This window comes from Gemmatimonadaceae bacterium (genome assembly GCA_036273715.1).
In the GTDB taxonomy this organism is placed as follows: Bacteria; Gemmatimonadota; Gemmatimonadetes; order Gemmatimonadales; family Gemmatimonadaceae; genus JADGGM01.
This window is the reverse complement of sequence record DASUHB010000048.1, coordinates 1-24,340: the sequence shown is the minus strand read 5'-3', so window position 1 is coordinate 24,340 and position 24,340 is coordinate 1. Positions and strand designations below refer to the sequence as shown.

The 24,340-nt window shown below is 64.8% G+C and carries 19 protein-coding genes; 13 read left to right on the top strand and 6 right to left on the bottom strand.

Annotated elements, in window-relative coordinates; all coding sequences use genetic code 11:
• Positions 1-14 precede the first annotated feature (14 nt).
• From VFW04_10505 to VFW04_10465, 9 genes are all read left to right on the top strand, one after another.
• Complete coding sequence (locus VFW04_10505; GenBank protein ID HEX5179752.1) at positions 15-1,223, top strand: acetyl-CoA C-acyltransferase; 1,209 nt, start codon at positions 15-17, stop codon at positions 1,221-1,223.
• A 49-nt stretch (positions 1,224-1,272) separates the two neighbouring features.
• The gene (locus tag VFW04_10500) at positions 1,273-2,409 is read left to right on the top strand and encodes a hypothetical protein (protein ID HEX5179751.1); all 1,137 of its coding nucleotides are present in this window, start codon (positions 1,273-1,275) and stop codon (positions 2,407-2,409) included.
• Positions 2,410-2,416: 7 nt separating this feature from the next.
• Complete coding sequence (locus VFW04_10495) at positions 2,417-3,220, top strand: hypothetical protein (protein HEX5179750.1); 804 nt, start codon at positions 2,417-2,419, stop codon at positions 3,218-3,220.
• Between the two features lie 65 nt (positions 3,221-3,285).
• On the top strand, positions 3,286-4,179 hold the full coding sequence (locus tag VFW04_10490) for a 3-hydroxybutyryl-CoA dehydrogenase (protein HEX5179749.1): 894 nt from the start codon (positions 3,286-3,288) through the stop codon (positions 4,177-4,179).
• A gap of 16 nt (positions 4,180-4,195) precedes the next feature.
• Positions 4,196-5,812 carry an FAD-binding oxidoreductase gene (locus VFW04_10485; protein HEX5179748.1) on the top strand — a complete coding sequence of 539 codons (1,617 nt, stop codon included), beginning with the start codon at positions 4,196-4,198 and terminating at the stop codon, positions 5,810-5,812.
• Between the two features lie 108 nt (positions 5,813-5,920).
• Positions 5,921-6,676, top strand: a complete 756-nt coding sequence (gene thyX, locus VFW04_10480) for an FAD-dependent thymidylate synthase (protein ID HEX5179747.1) — start codon at positions 5,921-5,923, stop codon at positions 6,674-6,676.
• Positions 6,677-6,788: 112 nt separating this feature from the next.
• Entirely contained in the window at positions 6,789-7,985 is a 1,197-nt protein-coding gene (locus VFW04_10475) for a hypothetical protein (protein ID HEX5179746.1), read from the top strand.
• 104 nt (positions 7,986-8,089) lie between these two features.
• Positions 8,090-9,154 (top strand): hypothetical protein, encoded by a 1,065-nt coding sequence (locus VFW04_10470; protein HEX5179745.1) that lies wholly within the window; start codon positions 8,090-8,092, stop codon positions 9,152-9,154.
• A 341-nt stretch (positions 9,155-9,495) separates the two neighbouring features.
• On the top strand, positions 9,496-10,668 hold the full coding sequence (locus VFW04_10465; protein HEX5179744.1) for a KamA family radical SAM protein: 1,173 nt from the start codon (positions 9,496-9,498) through the stop codon (positions 10,666-10,668).
• A gap of 29 nt (positions 10,669-10,697) precedes the next feature.
• Here the strand turns inward: VFW04_10465 and fusA are convergent, their stop codons facing one another.
• The 3 genes from fusA to VFW04_10450 all read right to left on the bottom strand — a co-directional run bounded on the left by fusA (position 10,698) and on the right by VFW04_10450 (position 14,077).
• Positions 10,698-12,803 (bottom strand): elongation factor G, encoded by a 2,106-nt coding sequence (gene fusA / locus VFW04_10460; protein ID HEX5179743.1) that lies wholly within the window; start codon positions 12,801-12,803, stop codon positions 10,698-10,700.
• A 315-nt stretch (positions 12,804-13,118) separates the two neighbouring features.
• Positions 13,119-13,379, bottom strand: coding sequence for a hypothetical protein (locus VFW04_10455; GenBank protein ID HEX5179742.1), 261 nt, complete (start codon positions 13,377-13,379; stop codon positions 13,119-13,121).
• Between the two features lie 158 nt (positions 13,380-13,537).
• Positions 13,538-14,077, bottom strand: a complete 540-nt coding sequence (locus VFW04_10450) for a hypothetical protein (protein ID HEX5179741.1) — start codon at positions 14,075-14,077, stop codon at positions 13,538-13,540.
• Positions 14,078-14,460: 383 nt separating this feature from the next.
• Here VFW04_10450 and VFW04_10445 point away from each other — a divergent pair, with 383 nt between their 5' ends.
• Together VFW04_10445 and VFW04_10440 are read left to right on the top strand one after the other, a co-directional pair.
• Positions 14,461-15,201, top strand: a complete 741-nt coding sequence (locus VFW04_10445) for a response regulator transcription factor (GenBank protein ID HEX5179740.1) — start codon at positions 14,461-14,463, stop codon at positions 15,199-15,201.
• The gene (locus VFW04_10440) at positions 15,198-15,740 is read left to right on the top strand and encodes a thioredoxin family protein (GenBank protein ID HEX5179739.1); all 543 of its coding nucleotides are present in this window, start codon (positions 15,198-15,200) and stop codon (positions 15,738-15,740) included. Before VFW04_10445 ends, VFW04_10440 begins: the two co-directional genes overlap by 4 nt.
• On the opposite strand, the gene VFW04_10435 is transcribed toward VFW04_10440, so the two are convergent.
• The 3 genes from VFW04_10435 to VFW04_10425 all read right to left on the bottom strand — a co-directional run bounded on the left by VFW04_10435 (position 15,735) and on the right by VFW04_10425 (position 22,342).
• Positions 15,735-18,110: an FdhF/YdeP family oxidoreductase gene (locus VFW04_10435; GenBank protein ID HEX5179738.1), complete on the bottom strand. Its 2,376-nt coding sequence runs from the start codon at positions 18,108-18,110 to the stop codon at positions 15,735-15,737. The genes VFW04_10440 and VFW04_10435 overlap by 6 nt on opposite strands.
• A 69-nt stretch (positions 18,111-18,179) precedes the next feature.
• The gene (locus VFW04_10430; GenBank protein HEX5179737.1) at positions 18,180-20,138 is read right to left on the bottom strand and encodes an ABC transporter ATP-binding protein; all 1,959 of its coding nucleotides are present in this window, start codon (positions 20,136-20,138) and stop codon (positions 18,180-18,182) included.
• A gap of 107 nt (positions 20,139-20,245) precedes the next feature.
• Positions 20,246-22,342 (bottom strand): PBP1A family penicillin-binding protein, encoded by a 2,097-nt coding sequence (locus tag VFW04_10425; GenBank protein HEX5179736.1) that lies wholly within the window; start codon positions 22,340-22,342, stop codon positions 20,246-20,248.
• Positions 22,343-22,505: 163 nt separating this feature from the next.
• Here VFW04_10425 and VFW04_10420 point away from each other — a divergent pair, with 163 nt between their 5' ends.
• Together VFW04_10420 and VFW04_10415 are read left to right on the top strand one after the other, a co-directional pair.
• Positions 22,506-23,498, top strand: coding sequence for a polysaccharide deacetylase family protein (locus VFW04_10420; GenBank protein ID HEX5179735.1), 993 nt, complete (start codon positions 22,506-22,508; stop codon positions 23,496-23,498).
• 258 nt (positions 23,499-23,756) lie between these two features.
• A partial coding sequence (locus VFW04_10415) for a hypothetical protein (protein ID HEX5179734.1) occupies positions 23,757-24,340 on the top strand: 584 nt, incomplete at its 3' end.

Genomic DNA, 24,340 nt, shown 5'->3' with positions numbered 1-24,340 from the left:
CCATTGGAGAACCCGTGAAAACGCAGGGTCAAGCCCGTGATGTCGTGTTCCTGTCCGCCGTCCGGACGCCGTTCGGCACCTTCGGCGGGACACTGAAAGACTTCAGCGCCATCGATCTCACCGTTCATGCCGCGACGGCGGCCATGGAGCGCGCGGCGGTCGAACCGGGCGCCATCCAGCATTCGATCTTCGGCAACGTGATGCAGACGACGTCCGACACGATCTACTTCGCGCGGCACGTCGCCTTACGCTCCGGTTGTCCCAACGAGACGCCGGGGCTCACGGTCAACCGCCTGTGCGGATCAGGATTTCAGGCGGTGGTCAACGGCGCCGAAGAAATTCTGTTAGGCGAGGCGGACGTCTGCCTCGTGGGCGGGGGCGAGTCAATGTCGCAGGCACCGCATATCGCGCGCGGCCTGCGCTGGGGACTGCCGCTCGGCAAGATGCCGCCGCTCGAGGATTCACTGTGGGAAGGACTCAAGGACCCGGTTGCCGGACTCGCCATGGCAGAGACGGCTGAGAAGCTCGCCGTGCAGTACAAGCTCGATCGCGGCTGCGTCGACGAATACGCATTGCGCTCGCAGCAGACGGCTCGTGCGGCGTGGGAATCCGGCGTGTTCGATGAGGAAGTGATCGCCATTCCGGTGAAGAACCCAAAGACGCGCCAGATCGAACAGTTCCGGCGCGATGAGCACATGCGTCCCGACACCACACTCGAGGGACTTGCCCGTCTGAAGCCGGTGTTCAAAGCGGATGGTGTCGTCACCGCCGGAAACGCTTCGGGTATCGGAGACGGCGCCGGCGCACTCGTGGTGAGCAGCGCGGAATGGGCGGCGAAGAACGGTAAGAAGCCACTTGCGCGACTCGTCTCGTGGGGCGTCGCCGGAGTCGATCCTACTATTATGGGGATCGGTCCGGTCCCGTCATCGCGCATCGCGCTGCGTAAGGCAGGCATGTCGCTCGATGACATGGACTTGATCGAAGTCAACGAGGCGTTTGCGCCGCAGGTGTGCGCGGTAGAACGGGAACTCCAGATTCCGCGCGAGAAGTTCAACGTGCACGGCGGAGCCATCGCGATGAGCCATCCGCTGGCCGCATCGGGCGCGCGGATCACGGCGCACCTCATTCACGCGCTGCGTGCGTCCGGCAAGCGGTTTGGGCTGGGTTCCGCCTGCATCGGCGGCGGACAGGGAATCGCTGTGATCATCGAGGCCTTTGTCTGATGCGCGCTCCAATGGCGCGTCACGCCACTCTAGCACTGGATCCATCCCCGTGAGCCGAATCTCAGCGTCGTCCATCGCCCGTGCCGTGGTGCTGTGGTCGTTGACGGCCGTCGCCGTTGCATGCGCTTCGTCCTCGAACAATCCACAGAGCACCGCTGAACCGCTTGCGGCGCGTCCCGATCTGACGTGGCGGATCAGCACCCGTTACCAAGTCGACCTCTGGCTGCACGGCTATGCGTTGCTGCAGAAAGACACGACGCTCGTCCCGTACTTCAAGCCGGGATACCGCGATTCGATCATCGCGTTCAAGAGGAGAGGCAACATCACGACGGCGCTCGACACCGACAAGGATTCGCTCGAGACGCAGCTCAACTCCGACTCGAAGTTGGTCGGCGGACAGTTTCTTGGACTCTATTTCCGCAACTGGGAAAGCACGCAGAAGGCGATCGACGCGTACTTGAAGAGCTCGTCCAGCGAGGAGTCGGCGCGCCGCATGAACATGCGACAGATGGTCGACCCTGATCAGCGGGCCGTGTACGGAATCATTCAAGCGTCCTATTCGACGCCGGCCGAGCGTCAGTGGTTGCGCAAGTTCTCTGCGGCGATGCAGGACGAGAACACCAAGTATTACGCCAGCTGGTGGAGGACGCAGCAATCGCAGCGGGCCCCCATCTTCGCGGCGGTCGATTCGCTGTGGACGCAAACGTACTTCGCCAAGTTCAGACCGTTCCTCACCAAGTCCGGACAGTCGCGCGGCGAGATTCTATTGTCGCTGCCGCTCGACGGCGAAGGCCGCACGTTAGGCGAACCCGGTCGCGGCCCAACGATCACGATCACGTTCCCGGACAGCGTCAGCCGCGCCGTCGATGCGATGTACGTGCTCGCGCACGAAGCGGTTTCGCCGGTGTCGAACGCCGCCGTGAACGACAACACGACGCCCGCCGAAAAGAAGGAAGGCGTCGCCGATCGATACACCAGTCCGGCGGCAGTGCGCGGCGGACTGCAGCTCTTGCAGAAGATCGCGCCGGAGCTGGCGATAGGGTACGCGCGCTACTACCTCGACGCAGCGCACATCTCGTACACGCCCGGGGCCGAGGTCGCGGCCATCGAAAAAGCATTTCCGCTTCGACAGACCATTGCCGAGCAGCTCACCAACCAACTCAACACGGATACGAGCGGCAGCTGAGTGATGCATGGCGGATGAGAGCGGGCTGCCCGCACGACGTCAGCCGCTCGATCGCGCGGCGATGGAGCGGGTCCTGGCGCGCGCGGCCGAGTTGCAGGCGGCCGACGCCGATCCGACGGACACTGCGCTCAACGAAGATCAACTGATCGAAGTCGCGCGCGAGGTCGGTCTCTCGGCCGAGCATCTCAAGCAGGCGCTCGCCGAAGAGCGAAGTCGCGCCCAGGTTCCGGACGAGAGCGGATTGACAGCGCGACTGTTCGGTGCTGCTCACGTCCACGCATCGCGCACGATCAAAGCGACAGCGGCGGCGACGCTGGACCGACTGGACATGTGGTTGCAACGCGAAGAGTCTATGCAGGTGAAGCGTCGTCTCCCGGATCGCATGCTCTGGGAGCCACGCCCCGGCCTGTTCAGCGAGATGCGACGGCTGCTCAACGTGAGCGGCCGCGGCTATTACTTGCGGCCGACGCGCGAAGTCGGGGCGACCGTCGTGCCCGTCGACGCCGATCGCGTCCTCGTGCGGCTCGAGGCCGACCTGACCAACGTGCGGACAGAGCGCGCGGCCTCCGGCGCCGTGCTCGCGGGCGGCGGCGTGTTGGGCACGGGCGCGCTCGTCGCACTCGGATTTTTCGTTCCGGTCGCGATCATTCCCGCGGCGGCGGCGGCCGTCGGTGGCTACTTCGTCGCCCGGAGCCACGCGCCGATCGTTGCGCGCGCCCAACTGGCGTTGGAACAGTTGCTCGACCGTCTGGAGCGCGGCGACAGTCCACCGCGTCCGAACGTGATATCGGCGCTCGACGTATGGCGCTGACTGTGCGCATGCGCGCGAACCGCCCGTCCTAACGGGCCCCGTTTCCACCTCAATCGATCGTCCTCATGACAACCATCAAGACCGTCGGCGTGCTCGGCGCCGGACTCATGGGCTCCGGCATTGCGCAAGTATGCGCCCAGGGCGGATTCAGGACCAAGGTGCGCGAAGTGTCCGATGCGCTGTGCCAGCGCGGCAAAGCGAGCATCGAAAAATCGTTTGCCCGCGCCATCGAGAAGAGCAAAGGCAAGGTCACCGAAGCCGATCGCGACGCCGCCTTGTCGCGACTGTCCTTCACGACGAACCTGCGCGACCTCGCGGATTGCGACATCGTGATCGAAGCCGTGGTCGAAGACATCGAAGTGAAAAACGCAATGTGGAAGGAACTGGACGGTCTCTGCCCGCCGCATACGATCTTCGCGTCCAACACGTCGAGCCTGACGATCGCGGCGATGGCCGCGGCAACGACGCGACCTGGCCAGATGGTCGGTTTGCACTTCTTCAATCCCGTGCCGGTCATGAAGCTGGTCGAAGTGGTGCGCACCGTCACGACGAGCACGGCCACCTTCGACACCGCGTACGCCTTCGCCCGTCAGTTAGGCAAGGAACCGATCGCCGCCAAGGATAATTCGGGGTTCGTCGTCAACCTGCTGCTCGTGCCCTATCTCGTGGACGCGATCAACCAGCTCGAACACGGCGTGGCGACCGTCGAAGACATCGACAAGGGCATGATGCTCGGCACCGGCTATCCGATGGGACCGTTCACACTGCTCGACTTCGTCGGGCTCGACACCACGTACAAGATCGCCGAGATCATGTTCGACGAGTATCGCGAGAAGCGGTACGCGCCGCCGCCGCTGCTCAAGCGCATGGTCCTGGCCGGGATGTACGGCCGGAAATCGGGCAAGGGTTTTTACGACTACACGGTCGATCCGCCGCGCGTGAACGACCTCGGCCTCTAGCCGCGGGCGCCGGGCAGTGCCGCACCTGGTCCGGGACCTCGTCTCGCGCGCTGCCTACAGCGAAGGTGCCGGCATCGCGCGCGCCGTGCCACAAGCGATCGCCATCCCGCGCACGCCCGACGAGGTCGTCGCGCTCGTCCGTTGGGCAGCCGGAACGCGCGCGGCGCTGATCCCGCGCGGGTCCGGCAGCGGAATGGCGGGCGGCGCAGTCGGCGACGAGATCATCGTCGATCTGAGCCGTCAGCGCGAGGTTCACGCCGTCAACCCGGGATCGCGCACGATTGCCGTCGGACCGGGCGCGATTCGCGACGCCGTCGACGCGTCCGCCCAACGCGCCGGGCTTCGCCTTCCGGTCGATCCATCGAGCGGCGCCTTCTGTACGATCGGCGGCATGGTCGCGACTAACGCAGCCGGACCGCACACCCTCCGATACGGACCGATGCGCCGCTGGGTGCGCGCGCTGGACTGCGTGTTCGCCGACGGGCAGCACGCTTCCATTCGCCGCGGCGCGCCGCCCCCGCGAGACGTCCCCGCGGTCCGGCGTTTCCTCGACGACGTGCAGCCGACGCTCGCGACACTCAGGCGCGAGATCGACGCCGCCCATGCAGGCGTGATCAAGGATTCGTCGGGCTACGCGCTCCGACCGTTCCTCGAGAGCGGCGATCTCATCGATCTGCTCGTCGGCAGCGAGGGCACGCTCGCCATGTTCGTCGGCATCGAGTTGGCGCTCGCGCCGGCGCCCGGCGCAACGTCGAGCCTGCTCGCGACGTTCACGACGCTCGAAGGAGCCGTCACCGCCGCCGTGCGCGCCAGAAACTTCGGCGCATCGGCCTGCGAGCTGCTCGACAAGACATTCCTCGATGTCGTCGCCGAGGGCGGCTCCATTCGCTTCGACCACGAAGTCGAAGCTGTGCTGCTCGCCGAAGTCGAGGGCGAGACGGCCGAATCCGCGGAGACGAACGCACATTTGCTCCAACACGCGTTCGCCCAGTCCGGCGCATCGAGTGTGCGGTTGGCGCTCGATCACGACACCGAACACGAGCTCTGGTCGCTGCGCCACGCAGCGAGCCCGATTCTCAACCGTCTCGATCCCTCGCTCAAGTCGATGCAGTTCATCGAGGACGGTGCCGTCCCACCCGAGCGACTTCCCGAATACGTGCGGGGCGTCCGTCGAGCGCTGGAGCAAGTTGGAATTCGCGGCGTCATTTTCGGTCACGCGGGCGATGCGCACGTGCACGTGAATCCCCTCGTCGATGTGCGCCAACCGGACTGGCGCGACCGCATCGAGCATCTGCTCGACGCGATCGTCACGCTCACGGCGTCACTCGGCGGCACTCTCGCCGGCGAACACGGCGATGGCCGTCTCCGCACGCCGCTGCTCTCGCGCGTGTGGCCCGCGTCGCTGCTCGAGGTTTTCGCCCAACTCAAGAACGCGTTCGACCCGGACGGCATGTTGAATCCAGGCGTGAAAGTGCCGCTGGCCGGCCAACGGGCACTCGGCGACATCAAGTACGATCCATCGCTCGCCCCGCTGCCGGCGCTCGCCCGCGCGGCGCTCGACAACGTCGAGCGCGACAGAGCGTACGCGTCCTCGCGTCTCGACCTCGTCGGGAGCGGACGAACGCAAGGCTGATGGCGCATCGCCGGCGCGGCCGCACGACGGTTTCGGCGATTCACCTTGCCGACTAAATTCCCTGCGCTCTCGCCGTCCCGGCCGCATCTCCCCCACGTCGCTTCCGACATGCCCGTCTACATTCACGAGCCGACCATCTCGCTGCTCGCGCGTCCATCGTTCGCCGAGCCGTCGCACCTGCCCGTGAATTGGTTCGGAGAGTCGACCGATGGCGAACGGCTTTCCGAATTCGCTGGACGTCTCTGCTACATGAGCCAGCGCAATCCGGCGAGCAGATCGACTCGCGAGTACATCGAGAACATCAAGCGGCAAGGACACGGAAGCGTTCTCGAGCACGCCACGTATTCTCTTCTCCTCGAGGGAGTGAGCCGCTCACTCACGCACGAGCTGGTGCGTCACCGAGCCGGATTCGCGTACTCGCAGCTGTCGCAGCGCTACGTCGACGAGTCGGAGGCGAACTTCGTCGTCCCGCCGGCCATCATTGGCGACGAGCGACTCGAGACTGCCTGGCGCGAGCAGATCGAATCGGCACAGCGGAGTTACGTGATGCTCGTCGAGGAGCTGATGAAGCGTTACGCCTGGGTCGCGGACAAAGTCCACCGCCGGAAAATGGCTCGCGAGGGAGCGCGCGGCGTCCTTCCAAACTCGACAGAGACAAAAATCGTGGTGACGGCCAACGCGCGCGCGTGGCGAACGATGCTGGAGCTTCGGTCGAGCGAAGGCGCAGAATTAGAAATTCGTCGCGCGGCGGTCGCGGTGCTTCGTCTTCTCTCGAGAGAAGCACCGGCACTCTTTTCCGATTTCGAGATCTACGAAGCAGACGACCGTCGTGAGGCAGCGCGCGTCGCCTACCACAAGGTGTGAGGCTCGCGCCTCGCGATCGCGCGCGACTCGCAGAAACGCATTGCGCGATGATTTCGCTGTTCTTATTTTGCGCGCAATCGTATTGCGATGTCCGGCGACGTGAGTGGAGCGAATGACGCGTATCGGATTCGCCTACAATCAGAAACCAGATGATGACGCGCGGAGCGGCGATGACGAGCCCCGCGCAGATGACGAGCCTCCCAGTTCGTCTCGGCTTCTGTGGTCGCGAGTCGAGCCTTCCTCTCGAGTTGCGGGCGTCATTCAACCGTCGCTCGATGAGCCGGGTCGAAGCAGCACCGACGACGAGTTCGCCGAGTGGGACAGCACCGAGACCATCGCCGCGGTCGAGCAGGCACTCTCTGGCTTAGGCGAAGTCATTCGGCTCGAAGCAAACGCGGAATTTCCGGAGCGGCTCCAGATTGAGCGGCCGGACATCGTGTTCAACATGGCGGAAGGTCTGCGGGGCGTGAACCGCGAATCGCACGTCCCGGCCATGTGTGAGTTTTTCGGGATCCCCTACTCGGGATCAGATCCGTTCACGCTGTCGTTGTGTCTGGACAAGGCGCGCACCAAGGAATGCCTGACGTACCACGGGATTCCGACGGCGCCGTTTCAGGTGGCGAACGACGCGAGCAGTTTCTCCGGCGCGCTCGGCTTCCCGGTGTTCGTCAAGCCGGTGCACGAAGGCTCGTCGAAAGGAATTACCGAACGGAACTACTGCCGGACGCCAACAGAGCTGAGCGAGCAGGTCGCATTCTTGCTCGATCGCTATCGGCAGCCGGTGTTGATTGAGGAATTCTTAGCGGGTGACGAATTCACCTGCGCGGTGTTGGGCAATGGCGGCGAGGCTCGCGTGTTGCCCATCGTCGGAATGAACTTTGATGTATTGCCAAGCGGATCGCTTCCAGTCTACGGCTTCGAAGCGAAGTGGCTATGGGATCGGCCTGAGCGACCGCTCGAGATTTTTGAATGCCCTGCGCGGATCGATGAAGCGCTGCGAGATACGATCGAACGAGTCGTGCTCGCCGCCTACCACGCGCTCGGCTGTCGCGATTGGTCGCGGATCGACGTGCGACTCGATGCGGCAGGCGTGCCCAACGTGGTCGAGGTGAACCCGCTTCCCGGGATTCTTCCCGATCCCGCAGACAACTCGTGCTTTCCCAAAGCTGCGCGCGCAGCCGGAATGAGTTACGACGAACTCATTCAGACATGCGTGCGACATGCTGCGGAGCGGCAGGGCGTGGCCCTGCCACACAACGCTGCACGCCGACGCCGGTCCAGCGTCGCACGTGCGGCGGCCTCGAGCTGAGGTCGCATGCGAGGTCGCGCCGTTTGCGGAGCTCGCGCGTCATATCGACGCGCCTGTTCCAGTGCATCTCGCCGACAGAGGCTCATCACGAGTTGGAGGAGCGCATGAAGATCGCCCTGCTATTCGATGGAGCATCGGCGCTCGGTAAGTCGGCGGACCTCGCGATACTCGAGACACTCGAGTCGATCGAGGCCGTGCTCGTCGCCGACGGCCATCAGGTCACGCGATTCCCTGCCCAACCGGACGGACGTTGGGTCGAACGCATGCGGCGTGGCAAGTTCGACCTCGTGTTCAACATGTGCGAAGGACTCGACGGCGTCGCCGCACTCGAGCCGGCCGTCATCTCGGCGCTCGAAGTGTTGGCCGTGCCGTTCACCGGTTGCTCGTCGTGGACCGCCAGCCTGTGTCTGCGTAAGCACGTCGTCAACGCGTTCCTCGAGCGGGCCGGATTGCCCGTGCCTGCGTTCGCCGTGGTGCATCGCGGCGCGCCCGTCCCCGCTGTCGGGTTTCCAGCCATCTGCAAGCCCGCCGCAGAAGACGCATCGGTCGGCGTCGAGCAGCGCTCGGTCGTTCGCACCAATCGTGCGCTCGCCGCGCGCGTCGAGGCGATGCACGAAGGCTGGGACGAAGTGCTCGTCCAACGGTACATCGACGGTCGCGAAGTCAACGTCGGCATCGTCGGCAATACCGTGCTTCCGCTCTCCGAGATCCGCTTCGACGGACTGCCGAAGCGGATGTGGCGGATCGTTTCGTATCGATCGAAGTGGGTCGCCGGCAGCGATGAAGATGTCGGCGCCGTGCCCACCTGTCCGGCGGATCTCTCGGAAGCGATCAGCGACAAGGTCAAGGAGGTCGCGCTCGATGCGTGGCGACTTGTCGGCGGCACCGGCTACGGCCGCGTCGACATGCGCATCGATCACGAGGGACAGCCGTGGATTCTCGAAGTGAACGCGAATCCCGACATCGCGGCCGATGCCGGACTCGCGCGCATGGCGGCCGCCGCCGGCCTCGACTACGCCGCGCTCATCCGCACAGTCTGCGACGACGCGATGACGCGCCACGTGTTGAACGGCGACGATCGTTGGGCATTGGCCCAACGCTTGTCCGGCGTGATGCCGGAGGTCAGCGACGCCGCGGCGCTGCAGCTCGTCGCCGTTGGTCAACGCTGATCCATGGACGTTCCCCGAGGTAGATGGGACTCGATGCACGCGGCTCGGCGTCATTCGCCAGTCGCGCATCAGGCATCGAGTCCTCTCCCCTCACGACTCGCTCCTCGGCGCCTTCACCCCGGAGTCCGAGTCGCCAACATTCCCACAGCGCCGTCGCCCGTCCCGGCTGCCCGTCGCAGGTGCGACGCCCCGAGCCATCGTCCGGTCCCGACGCGTCCTCCCTCCCCGAGGTCGATCGAAGGCTTCACCCAGCGTGCGCCAGCAGGTCCCGTCTTTCATCGACCCCGACGTAACACCACGATCATCACACGCTCGCCTATCAGGCGGGGAGCCCAATCACCATGAGTGAGTGGCAACGCATCCTGAAGGAAGACAGCATCGCCACCCTGGAGCATTTGGCCGACCGGTTCGGTCGTGACGTCATTGACGTAGAGGCGCTCAAACCGGCCTTCGACAACTTCCAGATGCGCATCACGCCGGCCGCGCTCGAGCAGATCACTGCCGTCGGCGATCCGATGTGGAACCAGTACGTTCCGACGGTGCAGGAGCTCGAGGTCCACGATGGCATTATCGATTCGCTCGACGAAGATGCCGATTCGCCGGTGCCTAACATTACGCACCGCTATCCCGATCGCGTCCTCTTCCTCGTCAGTCCGGTGTGTGCGTCGTACTGCCGGTTCTGCACGCGCCGCCGCAAGGTCGGCGACCCGGAAAAGATTCCGCTCAATCAGTACGAGTCGGCGTTCGCGTACATCCGGGCGCATCCCGAGATTCGCGACATCGTGATGAGCGGCGGCGATCCGATGATGCTCTCGGACCGCCGGCTCGAATACCTGATGCAGAATCTCCGCGCCATTCCGCACGTGGAGATCATCCGCATCGGGAGCCGCGTCACGTCGCACCTGCCGGAGCGCATCACGCCGGAATTCTGCGAGATGGTGAAGAAGTACCACCCGGTTTACATGAACACGCACTTCAACCACCCGCGTGAATTGACGCCGAAGGTGGTCGAGGCCCTGGGCCGCCTGGCGGACGCCGGCGTTCCGTTAGGCTGCCAGACCGTGCTGCTGCGCGGCGTGAACGATGATGTGGCCGTGATGAAAGAGCTGATGCAGCGCCTGCTCAAGGCGCGCGTGCGGCCGTACTACATCTACATGGCCGATCAGGTGGCGGGCGGCGAACATTTCCGCACGACCGTGCAGAAAGGACTGGAGATCGTGCGCGCCCTGCGCGGATGGACGTCCGGGTTGGCGGTGCCGCACTTCGTGATCGACTCGCCCGGCGGCGGCGGCAAAGTGCCGCTGCTCCCCGAATACGTCGAAGAGATCACGGACGACGAAGTCGTATTCCGGAATTACGAGGGCAAGCGGTTCGTGTACAAGCAGCCGCATCTTCCGGTTCCGGCGGCCGCGTGCGCGTCGGACGCCGATTCGCCCGACATCGTACCGATCGAGATCGGCAAAACGCCGCGCCGGAAGCAGGCGGCGCGTCGCAGGAAGTCTGCCAACGGATGACCCATTGCGTAAGGCGCGGCTGCCGCGCCTTACGCTTCCACCAGCTCCTCCGGCTTGGCGGCGTCGGCAATGACCTTCTGCGCCGCCTCGCCCGGAACCTCCTCGTAGCCGCGGAAGCGACGGGTGAACGTCGCATAGCCGTGCGTCATCGAGTTGAGGTGTGTCGCGTAGAGATGCATTTCGGCCTGCGGCACCACCGCCTTCACGATCGTGCCTAACCCGTCCGGCGCCGGCTGCGAGCCGAGGATCTGGCCGCGGCGCGCCGACACATCGCCCATCACGTCGCCCAGGTACTTGTCCGGCGTACGGATTTCGAGCTCGTCCAGCGGCTCGAGCAACACCGGCTTGCACTTCGGCGCAACGACGCGAAACGCGAGAATGCCCGCCATCTTGAACGACATTTCGTTCGAATCGACCGAATGGTACGACCCGTCGAAGCATTCCACCTTGAAGTCGACCATCGGATAACCGGCGAGCACCCCGCGCGCGGCAGCCTCCTGAATGCCTTTGTCGACGGCCGGAATGAATTTGGACGGAATGGCGCCGCCGACGATCTGGTCATCGAACACGTAGCCTTCGCCGCGCGGCAGCGGCATGAGACGCACCCAGCAGTCTCCGAATTGGCCGCGCCCGCCCGTCTGCTTCTTGTGCCGCCCCTGCCCTTCGCCTTTCCCCTTCAGCGTCTCGCGATATGCGATGCGCGGCTTGGTAAGCTCGGCGGTGACGCCGAACTTCCGCTTGAGCTTCGCCATGGACACTTCGAGGTGGCGTTCGCCCACGCCGGAGACGATCGTTTCGTGCGTCTCCGGATCGTAGTGGGTGGCGAATGTCGGGTCTTCATCGTGCAGGCGATGGAGACCTTGCTGCACCTTCTCTTCGTCGCCGCGCGTGCTCGCGTGCACGGCGAACGTGACTAACGGTTCGGGAATCCGGATGTCGGGCAAGCGGATCGGCTGCTCGCGTGTCGACAACGTGTCGTTCGTGTGCGTGTTCTTGAGCTTGGCCACGCACCCGATGTCTCCGGCGTGCAGACGCGGCACCTCCGTCCGGTCCTTGCCCTGCGAGACGCTCAGGTGTCCGAGCTTCTCCGAGATGTTGCGGCTCGCGTTGTAGACTTCCTGGCCGTTCGCGACCATCCCCGAGAAGATGCGGAAAAACGACACATCGCCCACATGCGGCTCGGTGAGCGTCTTGAAAACCGTTGCTGTGAAGGGCTGGTCGTCGCGGGCGTGAATCTCCATCGTGCGATCGCCCACCGCTCCCGTGAACGCGTGCAGCTCTTCCATCTCGTAGGCTGACGGCATGAGCTCGACGACTTTGGTGAGCAGCGCGCGAGTTCCGTAGGTCAGCTCGGCGGAGACGCAGAACAGGGGAAACAGCTCGCCCTGTTTCATCCCTTCCTTCATCGCAGCGATCGCTTCGTCGCGGGTGATCTCCGTGCCCTCGAGATACCGCTCGAGCATCGAGTCGTCCGTGGCCGCGATCGTCTCGATCAAATCCTGGTAGTAGCGGTCGAACTGGGCGCGATGGTCTTCCGGCACGTCCATCTCGTCGTACTCGCCGGACTTCGTGCCCTTTTTGTAGCTGTGCAGCTTGCGCGAGAACAGATTGATGATGCCGTTGAAGCCCGGACCTTCACCGACCGGGATCTCGACGGGAATCACTTTGTTCGTTAGGCGCGTCTTGATCGCGTCGTACACGCGGTCGAAGCTGGCGTTCTCCTTGTCGAGCAGCGAGACGACGAACAAGATCGGATCTTTGCGTTGAACCGCCTCACGGAACATTTTTTCCGTGCCGACCTCGACGCCTGCCGTTGCGCTCACCACCACCAGCGCGCCGTCCGCCGCGGCGAGCGCCGAGATCGCATCGCCCTGAAAATCCAGGTAACCCGGCGCATCGATCAGGTTGACCTTGGCGTCCATCCACTCGGCGTACGCACAGCCCAGGTTGATCGAATATTTTCGCTCGATCTCTTCGGGAGCGAAATCCGTGAGCGCCGTACCATCCCGCACCGATCCGTGACGCTTGGTGGATCCAGAAACAAAAGCGAGCGCGTCGACCAACGTGGTCTTCCCGCTCGCTCCGTGCCCAACGACCGCCACATTGCGGATCTCCGAGCTGCTGTACTCCCGCATGGTAGGCTCCCTCCGCTGTCGGTCTCCTCACCGCACCGGCGACGCCGGCCACGGCCTTGGTTCTGCGCGCCGGGTCACCCGGTCGCGATCCCTCCTCTTCGCTATGCTAGCCCACGGTCCGGGGGCGGAGCAAGGGAGCCCGACGTTTCGTAGAAGTACAGTTTGGTCCGGTATCGCGCTGAGGACTCATTGGTCGCAACCCGGGCAATGTGAGGCACCCTGCGACTCGTCCGTGGTCGGCTTTCTCGCTTTGGTAATACGGATTGAACGGAGAACAGCACGCAGAACCGCATTGGCCGCGCGTCGGGGAAGTTGCTAGAGAACCCCGATGCGAGGGGCCCGACTGAGAAGAGCGCGGAGCTCGTCGACGGTCGCGTCGACGAGGTGAAAGTCGGCTGGAGAGGCGATGGCGCGCGGCGACTCTCGGGAGTTCCCGATGCAGGTGAACTGCACCGCCTCGCCGCCCTGCGGCGTGAAGGTGCGGCCGGCGCTCCACAGCCGGCCGGCATCATCCTCGAAGAGACGCTCGACCCCGGATGAACGGCGGGCGGGCCGGCGCCCCGGTGAACTCGTCATGGTTCGCCTCCAGCCCTACCCTGCCGCGCGCGACGTCTCTCGTCAAGAGAATAGGAGCTCAGGCCGTGATCCAACCCGAAAATACGACGGGGTCGTCCATGCACTGGACGACCCCGCGCCGCACACGGCGGCAGTTTGGTCTGACAGGAAACGGTGCGTTAGTCGCCCTCGTACTCGTAGGTTAGTCCATCCGACTCGCGGAACACATCGAGCAGCTCGTCAATCTTGTTCAGCGCGCCTCGCGCCGGCTCGGCGACCGGTTCGAGCGTGATACTGATCGCGCGCCACGCTCCTTCAGGCCAATCCGGCATGGACAGTCCGGCGACGAGACGCTGCAGCGCCGATCCGCATTGCCCCAGCACCTGGTGCGCAATGCCACGCAGCACATCGAGCGGAATGTTCAGATCTCGCGTGACGAGCTCGCCGGTCGTCTCATCGCGCCATGCTGTGTCTCCCACAGCACCACGCTCGGGCCACACCCCGAGGTGGCGGAACGCTCCCGAATCATCGTCTGTCGTCCGACGACTCTCCATCGCCGCCGCGATTGCGAGCGCAAGCGATTCCGTGCGCGGGGTGCCATATAACGTCACCACATCGCGCTGCCGGCGCTCTGGCGTCATTTGCGCCGGCACTGAATCCACTCGCGCCAACACGGCCGTCGAGTCGGAGCATTCCTCGAGCATCACGAGGAAGTCCATCGTCCCTCCAGTGAGCGCGAGACCCTGAGTGGATGCGCCAACGCACCGATACACCCGCATCTCGACGACTCGGTAACTACGGTAAAGCAAGAGCGGGGCCGTTCTTCAGACGACCCTTGTCCTACGATCCAACACAGTGCGCGTACGAAAGTTCCGAGGGAGAAACGCACTCTCACGTAACGTGCACCCAACGATCCTTTGTTTCGATCGAACGACATCGGTGTTGCGGATCGCGACGGATGCGGCGGAACGCGAACGCAAACTCGCGACTTGTCCCGCTCGGTGATGTGCGGCACGTCACACCCGCGCGGCCAGAAGAATAGTCGACGGACCTCGCCGTTCAAGCTTGGCTTTGGGTTGGCGCGAAGCTATATGTAAGCACTATGGCAGAGCACACGGATGGAGCTCCGTCGGTTCTCGTCGTCGAGGACGATCGCGACCTGCTATCGGTACTCCAACGCATCCTGAGTGGCGAAGGATTCCAGGTTCGGAGCGCGCAAGACGGCGAGGCCGGGTTGCTCGAAGCCTTGGACCATTCGCCGGATCTGGTGATTCTCGACATCGGGCTCCCTCGCAAGAACGGCGTTGAGGTTGCGCGGGAGTTGAGAGCGAGAGGTTTCCGCGCTCCCATGCTCATGCTCACCGCGCGGACATCAGTCTCCGACAAAGTGAGCGGTTTGGACGCCGGCGCCGACGACTATCTGCCCAAACCGTTCGAGTTCGCCGAGCTCCTCGCACGCGTCAAAGCACTGCTGCGCCGTTCGAGCCTCACCGCGGGAAGCGCCGTCATGCGCGTGCGAGATCTGTCGCTCGACCCGATCTCGCGTCGCGTCGAACGCGGCGGCAAGGAGATCGAGCTCACGCAGAAGGAGTACGCGCTCCTCGAGTACCTCATGCGCAACATGGGCCGCACGGTTTCGCGCCAGATGATCAGCGAGCACGTGTGGCGTCAGCAGGTCGACCCGCTGACCAACGTCGTCGACGTCTACATCAACTACCTGCGAAAGAAGCTCGAAGAGAATCGCGAGCACCCACTCATTCATACCGTTCGCGGGTCCGGCTACGTACTGCGCGATGACTCCGCGCCCGGCCCGACGACAGGAGTAGCGACGCTCGCCCAATGATGGAATGGACGTCGCGGTACGAGACCGCGCTTACCTTCGAGCAGTACGTAGCGACCGCGCAGAAAAACCAGGATCTCTGGCGGGATGTTTACCGCTTAGCCACCGTCGCGCCGGCTATCATCGACCGCATCAACGCGATCCGCTGCCGCCGCCACCTGGTGATCCTGGTCGAGGACTGGTGCGGCGACGCGGTCAATGTCGTCCCGCCGATCGTCCGCCTGGCGGAAAGCGCCGAGCGACTGGATGTTCGCCTGTTAGGCCGCGACGCCAATCCCGACATCATGAACGCGCACCTGACCAACGGCTCGCGCTCGATACCCGTGGTGATCGTCCTCGATGAACAGCTCGTCGAGTGCGGCTGGTGGGGACCGCGCCCAACGGAGCTCCAGCGATGGGTGATCGACGTCGGGCTCGCCATGCCGTCGGCGGAGCGCTACCGCCACGTCCGCGCCTGGTACGCACGCGATCACGCCCGCACGACGCTGGACGAAGTGGTGACGCTCATCGAGCAATGCACCACGTCGTCGATCAGCTCATGACGCCGCCGCCTCGAGGCTGACCACGAGCGATTTGGACGCCGGCTGGTTGCTCTTGTCCGCCACGCTCCGGATCGGCACCAGCACGTTGGTCTCCGGGAAATACGCGGCCGCACAGCGCAACGGAATCTGATACGGCACGACCTTGAAGCGCGCTGCCCGGCGCGTCTCCGACTCGAAGTGGCTCACGATGTCGACCCACTGGTCGCGCTCGAGACCCAAACGGTCCATGTCTGCCTGATTGAGAAACACGACGCGCCGGCCGCTCGAGATGCCGCGATACCGATCGTTCTCCGCATACACCGTCGTGTTGAACTGATCGTGGCTGCGGATGGTCATCAGCAACAACTGGTCGGGCGCGAGATCGTGGTGCGGAATCGGCTGCACCGTGAATCCCGCGCGGCGCGACGGCGTGTTGAACTTCCCCTGGTACGGCGCGTTCGGCAGATAGAAGCCGCCCGGCTGGCGCACGCGGGTATTGTATTGCGTGAAGCCCGGCACCACGTGCTCGATGTGCTCGCGAATCCGGTCGTAGTTGTCGGTCAGAGCGTCCCAATCGACTGTCGTGCGGTCGCCTAACGTCGCCTTGGCCATGCCGGCGATGATCGCCGGCTCGCTCAACAGATACTCCGACGCCGGCTCGAGCACGCCGCGCGACATGTGGACCACGCCGGTCGTGTCTTCCACCGTCACGAACTGCGGACCATCACGACGAATGTCGATCTCCGAGCGGCCCAAACACGGGAGAATGAGTGCCTGCTCGCCGGTCACCAGGTGGCCGCGATTGAGCTTCGTCGAAATCTGCACCGTGAGCCCGCAGCGCTGAATTGCTTCCGACGTGTAGTTCGTGTCGGGCGTCGCCGCGAGGAAGTTGCCGCCGAGACCGACGAACACCTTGACCTGGCCCTGGTGCATCGCTTCGATCGCACAGACGGTGTCGAAACCCTGCTTCTCCGGCGGCTGGAAATGGAACTCGCTCGCCAGGCAGGCCAGATACTCGGGGCTCATCTTCTCCCAGATACCCACGGTGCGATCGCCCTGCACGTTGCTGTGACCGCGAATTGGAGCAACACCGGCGCCTCGCCGGCCGATGTTGCCGCGCAGCAGCGCGAAGTTCACGATCGTTTGCACGTTGGCGACGCCGTTCTTGTGCTGGGTGATGCCCATCGCCCAGGAACAGATCATACGCTCCGACGAAATCGCGACGTCGGCCGCCTGACGGATCATCTCGCGCGAGACACCGCTCTCCTCAACGATCCGATCCCACGACTCGCTGCGAATGTTGGCCGCAAACGCCTCGAAGCCTTCGGTATGGTGTTCGATGAAGTCGTGCGCGAGAACGCCGCCGCCGGTGCGCTCGTCCGCTTCCAGCATTTCCTTCATGATTCCTTTCAGCACCGCGACATCGCCGTTGATGCGCACGGGGACGAAGAGACACGCCAAGTGCGTCCCCTTACCGAGCAGATCGAGCGGCTTCTGGGGATTCTCGAAGCGCATGAGGCCGGACTCCATGAGCGGATTGATGCTCACGATCCGGCATCCGTTCTGCACGGCCTTCTGCAGCTCGGTCAGCATGCGCGGGTGGCACGTGCCGGGATTCTGGCCGATGATGAAAATCGCGTCGGCGGCCGAGAAATCATCGATGCGAACGGTTGCCTTGCCGAATCCGATGACTTCCGTTAGGCCCGTGCCGCTCGACTCGTGGCACATGTTCGAGCAATCCGGCAGGTTGTTCGTGCCGAACTGGCGCGCAAACAACCCGTAGAGGAACGCCGCTTCGTTGCTCGCGCGTCCGGACGTGTAGAACACGGCTTCGTTAGGCGACGCGAGGGACCGCAGCTCGTTGCCGATGAGCGCGAAGGCGTCGCTCCAGCCGATCGGCACGTAGTGATCCGCCCCGCGCCGGCGGACCATCGGGTGCGTGATGCGGCCCAACGCGTCGAGCTCCACGTCGCGGCACGCGAGCAGGGACGAGATGCTGTGCTCCGCGAACAGCGCGGAGCTCAATCGCGCCTTCGTTGCTTCCGCCGCCACGGCCTTGGCGCCGTTCTCGCAAAACTCGGCGCGCTTGCGATGACCATCGGGATCGGGCCACGCACAGCTCGGACAGTCGAAGCCGTCCTTCTGATTCAATGCGAGCAGCGCGCGCGTCGCCCGGCGCGGGCCCATCTCCTTGACGCCGAAATGGAACGTCTCGTAGATGGATCGGATGCCGGCGGCCGTCGTATCGCGGCGCCCGTCGTGCGCGCCCTTCTTTTCTAACGGAGGCTCCGCACCGTCCACGCCGCGCGCCAGATGGGCGTCGAGGTCCGTCGGCTTGATGGTGTCGGCCTGATTCGGCGCGCTGTTTTCGTCGTGCTCGTGGCGATGCATGTCCCAGACCGGTGCGCAAGAACACTGCCTGACACGCCCCGAGCACGCACGGACTTCACAGCGCCCTGCTCATTGGTAGCCGGCAGCTTGCAGGCGGAACAGTTCCGAGTACGGGCCGCCTCGCGCAACGAGCTCGGCGTGTGAGCCCTCTTCAGCGATTTGACCGTGCTGAAAGACGATGATGCGATCCGCCATCCGCACCGTCGAAAAGCGATGGGAGATGAGCACCGCCATGCGACCCGCGACGAGCTCGGAGAATCGCACGAACACTTCGTACTCCGCGCGCGCGTCCAGCGCGGCCGTCGGCTCGTCGAGAATGAGAACTTTCGCATCGCGCATGTACGCGCGGGCGAGCGCCACCTTCTGCCACTCGCCGCCCGAGAGATCAACGCCGCCGTCGAACCGGCGGCCAAGCATCTGACGATACCCGTCGCTGAACCGCGGCAACAAGACAGACGCCAGTGATTGTTCCGCCGCAGTCGACAACACTTCCGGTACCGGCTCGGTGTGCCCGTTGCTCTGCTGCGGTCGCAGCGATGCCGGGCTGGAATCGAACGACCACTCCGGCGGCACCGACTCGATGGCCACGTCGTTCGCCCCGACGCGGTCGAGGTACTCGCGCACACGATCGATGTGTCCAACGCCGATGTTCTCGTCGAAGCGCATGTCGAAGCGCACGAAATCCTGGAAGATCACCCCGATCGCGCGCCGCACCGACGACAGGTCGTATTCCTTCAGATCGATGCCGTCGAGAAGGATCCGTCCTTCCGTGGGATCGTAGAGGCGCGCCATCAGCTTCGTCACCGTCGTTTTCCCCGCGCCGTTCTCGCCGACGAACGCGAGGCGCTCGCCCGGCCGGAGCGAAAAACTCACATGCCTAACGGCCCACCGGTCGCTGCCCGGGTACTGAAAGCCCACATCCTCGAAGACGAAACCGTCGCGAATCGGATCCGGCACCTGCGGCGCCCCCGGCCGCGAGACGATGTTCGGACGCATGTCGAAGAAGTCGAACATGTCCTTCAGGTACAGGCTCTGTTCGTAAATGTCACTCGCGGAAATGAGGAGCCGCTGGATGATGTCGCGGCTCCGACCGAACGATCCGGCGAGAAACGTCAGCGTGCCGATCGAGATGACGCCGCCCACCGCGCGCACCAGAATGATCACGTACGCGCCGTAATAGCCGAGCATACCGAGCACCGACAACGCCGTGCTCACGATGCCTTTGCGAATCGAGAGCTGCTTGTTCTCCTCGTAGAACCGGTCGGCGAGCACCCGGTAGCGATCGATGAGCCACTGCGCGAGACCGAACATCTGCACTTCTTTGGCATTCACGTCGCTCGCCGCCAGATAGCGCAGGTAGTCCAGCTGACGGCGCTCGGGCGTCCAGCGATAGAGCAGCGAGTACTCCAGCGACGCATAGTGCGTCTCGCCGATGAACGACGGCAACACCGCAGCCGCCAGCAGCAGCACCAACCACGGACTGAACACCAGCAGTGCCGTGCCTAACGACGCCAGCGTGAGCGTGTCCTGCGACATCGAGAGCAGCTCGGCCAGCAGCCCGATCCGCCCGACGGTCTGGCGGCGGGCCCGCTCGAGCTGGTCGTAGAACGCCGGGTCCTCGAACTGCTGCAGGTCGAGCGTCGCCGCGTGCTCCATCAAACGCACGCTCGTGTGATTCGAGAACAGATCGCCCAACAAACTCTCGACCAGCGCCGATGCGCGAGCGAGAACCTCGCCTGCCACGACGATGGCGATCTCGATCGCCACCAGCTTCCAGAGCGCAGCGAGATGGGACTGGTCGCGCCGGAGCGCGATCACGGCATCAATGATGAGCTTGCCGATCCACAGCGTCGCGACCGGAATGAACGCCCGCGCAACGCGCAGCACCGCCATTGTGGCCGTGAACCCGCGATGGGTGGTCCACACCATGCGCAGGAGCGGCGGCACGTACCGTAGCGCGGCCACGCGCTGCCCCCACGTCGGGTTGGTGCTTCGTTCCGGAGGAAGACGACGAGCTGAACCTGCCATGGGCTGAAAGCTAACCCGCCTCGAACGGGCAGCATCGCGCCCGAGACCGGCGTCACCTCATCGCCGTGCGTCGGCCGGGCGCGGCGCTCGGCCCGAGCCGACGGCGGTCAGTAGTGGAGAATCTCGCGGATGGCGCCGATGATGCGGGCGCCTAACGACGGGCCGCCGTGCTCCGGGCAGTACATCGTCGGCTCCGTGCCCAACCGGAACCACTCGAGCTGCGTATGGGGGCACCAGGGCGTCGCCAGAGCGCCGTTGTCGGCGTCGATGACCCGCGATACCAGGCCGGGCGGCGGGCGCCACCCTGCCTCGCGCGCTCCCTGCGGCCATCCGCGTTCGTAGAACTCGGCCCACGCCGGCGCGGCCAAGCGGCCGCCCGTCGCCGCGTCGCCTAACGATCGCGGCGTGTCGAAGCCGAACCAGACGCCGGCGACCAACGACGGCGTGTAGCCGACGAACCAGACGTCGGTGCCGTTGTTCGTCGTCCCCGTCTTGCCCGCAATCGGTCCGCGCGCGCCGAGCATGCGGACCTCGCGTCCGGTGCCGTCATTGACCACCGATTGCAGCATGGAGGTCAATTGAAACGCATCGCGAGGGTCCAGCGCGGGCACGGGCGGTGTCGGATCGTGCGACCACAGCACCTTGCCGCCCGGTCCATCGATGCGCCGCACCAATCGAGGCACGACCCGGTTGCCGCCGTTGGCGAAGGGCGCATACGCCGTGACCAGCTCGAGCGGCGTCACCGCGAGTGCGCCTAACGATATCGACGGCACCGGGTCCAGGCGGCTCGCGATCCCGCTCGCCCGCGCCAGCGAGACGATTCGCGCCTCGCCCACCGAGTGGCCGAATCGGACCGCCGCCGCGTTGGACGAATGCTCGAGCGCGCGGCGCATCGTGATGCGGCCCTCGTACTCGTCGCCGAAGTTGGCCGGGGTCCAGTCCTGGCCATCCTGCTCGACCTCGACCGGCTCATCGTCGACCAGCGTGGCCGGCGTGTACCCGGCGCCTAACGCAGCAGCATAGACGAACGGCTTGAACGCCGATCCCGGCTGCCGGTGCGCGTAGAGCGCACGGTCGAAGGCGCCGGTTTGATATCGCCGGCCGCCGACGAGCGCCCGGATATCGCCGGTCCGCGGGTCGATGGCGACCAATGCGCCTTCGACCGGGTCGCGGCCGTCGTCCCCCGCCTCGTCGGCGATCGAGGCCGCGTGATCCCGCACCGCGCGCTCGGCGGCGCGTTGGGCACGGGCATCGATCGTGGTGTAAATCGTCACGTCGCCGTGCGCCTCGGCGCCACGGCCTAACACCGAATCGAGCACGGCCCGGGCCGCACCGACGACCCAGGAGCCCGTGTCCTCGGGCCGCCACTCGGTTTCGGCGAGCTCGATCGGCTCACGCGCCGCCGCCTCGGCGTGGCCCGCGCTCACGTAGCCCTCTCGCACCATCAGCGACAGCACCAGGTCGCGTCGCGCGCGCGCACGGTCCGGGTCGTGTCGCGGTGTGTACACCGACGGTCCCTTCGGCAGCGCGGCCAGCAGGGCGCCCTCGGCCAGCGTCAGACGCGAGACGCTCTTGCCGAAGAGGTCGCGGCTCGTCGCCTCCACGCCGTAGGTGCCGTTGCCGAGATAAATGACGTTGAGGTACAGCGCCAAAATCTGATCTTTGGTCAGATTGCGCTCGAGCAGGCGCGCCATGCGCAGCTCGAGCAACTTCCGTCGAAGCGTGCGGCCGGCGCCGACGGATGGAAAGCTGTTGCGCGCGACCTGCATCGTGATCGTGCTGAACCCTTCCCGGACGCCTAACGCAGCCGCGTCGCGCACCGCCGCACGGAGGAACGCGTGCCAGTCCAGCCCGTTGTGGTGATAGAAGCGGCGATCCTCCGTCGCGATGAACGCGTCGCGCACGAATCGCGGAATCCGCGTGAGCGGGACGTCGATCCGGCGCACATCCTCGAGGCGGCCGAGCAGGCGGCCCGATCGATCGAGCACGCGACTGCCTTGCGGCGGCTCGTACGCACGAATCTGCGCGCTCGACGGGCAGCCGTCGAAGCCGCACGTGAACAGCCACGTGTCACCGCACAGGATGACCAGCGCTGCCGCGTTGACCGCCGCAAACGCAAACCAGTGGCGGCGCAGGAACGACGAACGGTCGGAGCCTTCGCCAGAAGGCGTGCGAGAGAATGCGGCACGCCACAGTTGCTTCATACGGGACTCGATCTTCATACCAAGCAGCACCGACAGGCGGGCCTGGCCCGCGTTCATTTTTCACTACGACAGCCAAGGTCTGCGGTTTCCAGTCCACACGCCGGACCGTAGACTTCTTTGACGGCAGCGAATATCCTTCGCGCCCCCACGGATCAGTCCTCCCATGTATTCGGTATTGCGCCTCGCGCTCGTCGTCGTTTCGGCTCTCGCCGGCGGAACGGGTCCAGGCAAGCACCCACACGTCACGCCCCCGCGCCCAGCCAACGAGCTCGGCCGGATCCCGATTCTCGAGTATCACGTCATCGGCGACGCAGATGCCCGGTGGACGGTCGAACGTGAACACTTCAAGCGACAACTCGAGCTTCTGTATGAGAGGGGCTATCGCCCCATTACGGTTGCCGAGTTGATCGACAAGAAAATCGCGCTGGCCGCCGGTATGTCACCGGTCGTCTTCACCTTCGACGACGCCTCGCCCTCGCAATTCCGCTACATCGATCACAACGGAACGCTGGAGATCGATCCGAACAGCGCTGTCGGCATCTGGCTCGAGTTTCATCGGACGCATCCCGATTGGGCGAACAAGGCCACGTTTTGCATGCTGCCGGGTGCGGCAGCGGGACACGCGTTTTTTGGAGAGCGCGGTATTGAAGGCCAGCAGACAGCTTGGCGCCAACGGAAGGTGCGCTTTCTCGCCGATCAAGGTTTCGAGCTGTGCGACCACACGCTCTGGCACGCGAACCTGTCGAAGTACACGGATCAAGTCGTGCAAGAGCAGATCGCGCGCGGGGCGATGGCGATCGACTCTGCTGTCCCGGGCTACCGCGTGCGCACCTTCGCATTGCCGCTCGGCATCTGGCCAAAGAACAAGGAGTTGGCGCACGCAGGATCCTGGCGCGATCCGCGGAGCGGTCGCGTGATTGCCTATCGCTTCGACGCGATACTCGAGGTGACTGGCGGGCCCGCGCGCAGTCCGTTCGATCCCAAGTTCGATCCGCTTCGGCTGCCGCGAGTCGAGGTGTTTGGCGATGCATTGGAACGGCTGCTGGACCAACTCGATCGAAGCGGAAGCCGTTACGTCGCGTCAGGTCGGCCGGCGGTCGACAGCGCAGCGACGGTTGGCCGAAGCGCGGGCGGGTCGAGTCCTGGGGGGCGCTGAGTCGTCCAGCTTTATGGATGGCGAGGGAGAAACAGCGCGCGTTTCTTCGAGGAACGACGCGCTGTCGTTTTTTTGTACAGTGTCACAAAAGCTGTCCGTTTTCGAGTTGATCGTGGCTAACGCTCAGAAATTTGTCCTAAAATGACCCCTCCGTGTCCTAAAACTGTGCTTGCTTCAGCCGATACTCGGAAGCAAGTTGGGCCCTGCACTTGGCAGAACGACCGACGGATTGGAGGACGGTGAATGGGACGCTCACAAGTGAAGCTCCCTCATTACGCATTCTTCGAAGCGCTGGCGCGCTGCGAGAACGAGTCGTGTGCGGAATGGCGCACGACGAGCGCCGGGCTTTTGACGCTGCGTTTGTTCGACGACTGGGTGATGGAAGGTGGGAGTGCGGTGTCGTTGGACTCGTGGGGTCTGCGTTGCGTGCGTGAGTCGATTTCGGCGATCGATTCGGGGAGCAGTGTACGGGCGCTGCTCACGAGTCTGGTGGACTCGATGCAGCTGGCTCGTCACGCGCGTGTGGCGGTCGTCGCGCCGCGCCTCATGGCGTATGCGCGCGCGTTGCAGTTTGATGCCAAGTGGGCGTTGGCGGCTGACGTGTACCGTGCTGTGCTGCAGAACGCGGAGCCGGCGGCGGACACGGACGTGGTGATCGCGGCCAACATGCAGTTAGGCGCGTGCATGCGCGTGCTGGCGCAATGGAGTGAGGCGCGGGGTGCCTACGCGGCGGCGGCGGAAGTGGCGGCGTTCACGGGCGACGTGGCGAGCGTGCTCAAGGCGCGAATCGCGGAAGCGAACGTGATGATGGCGCGGGGTAATTTGCCGGCGGCGGAGAAGAT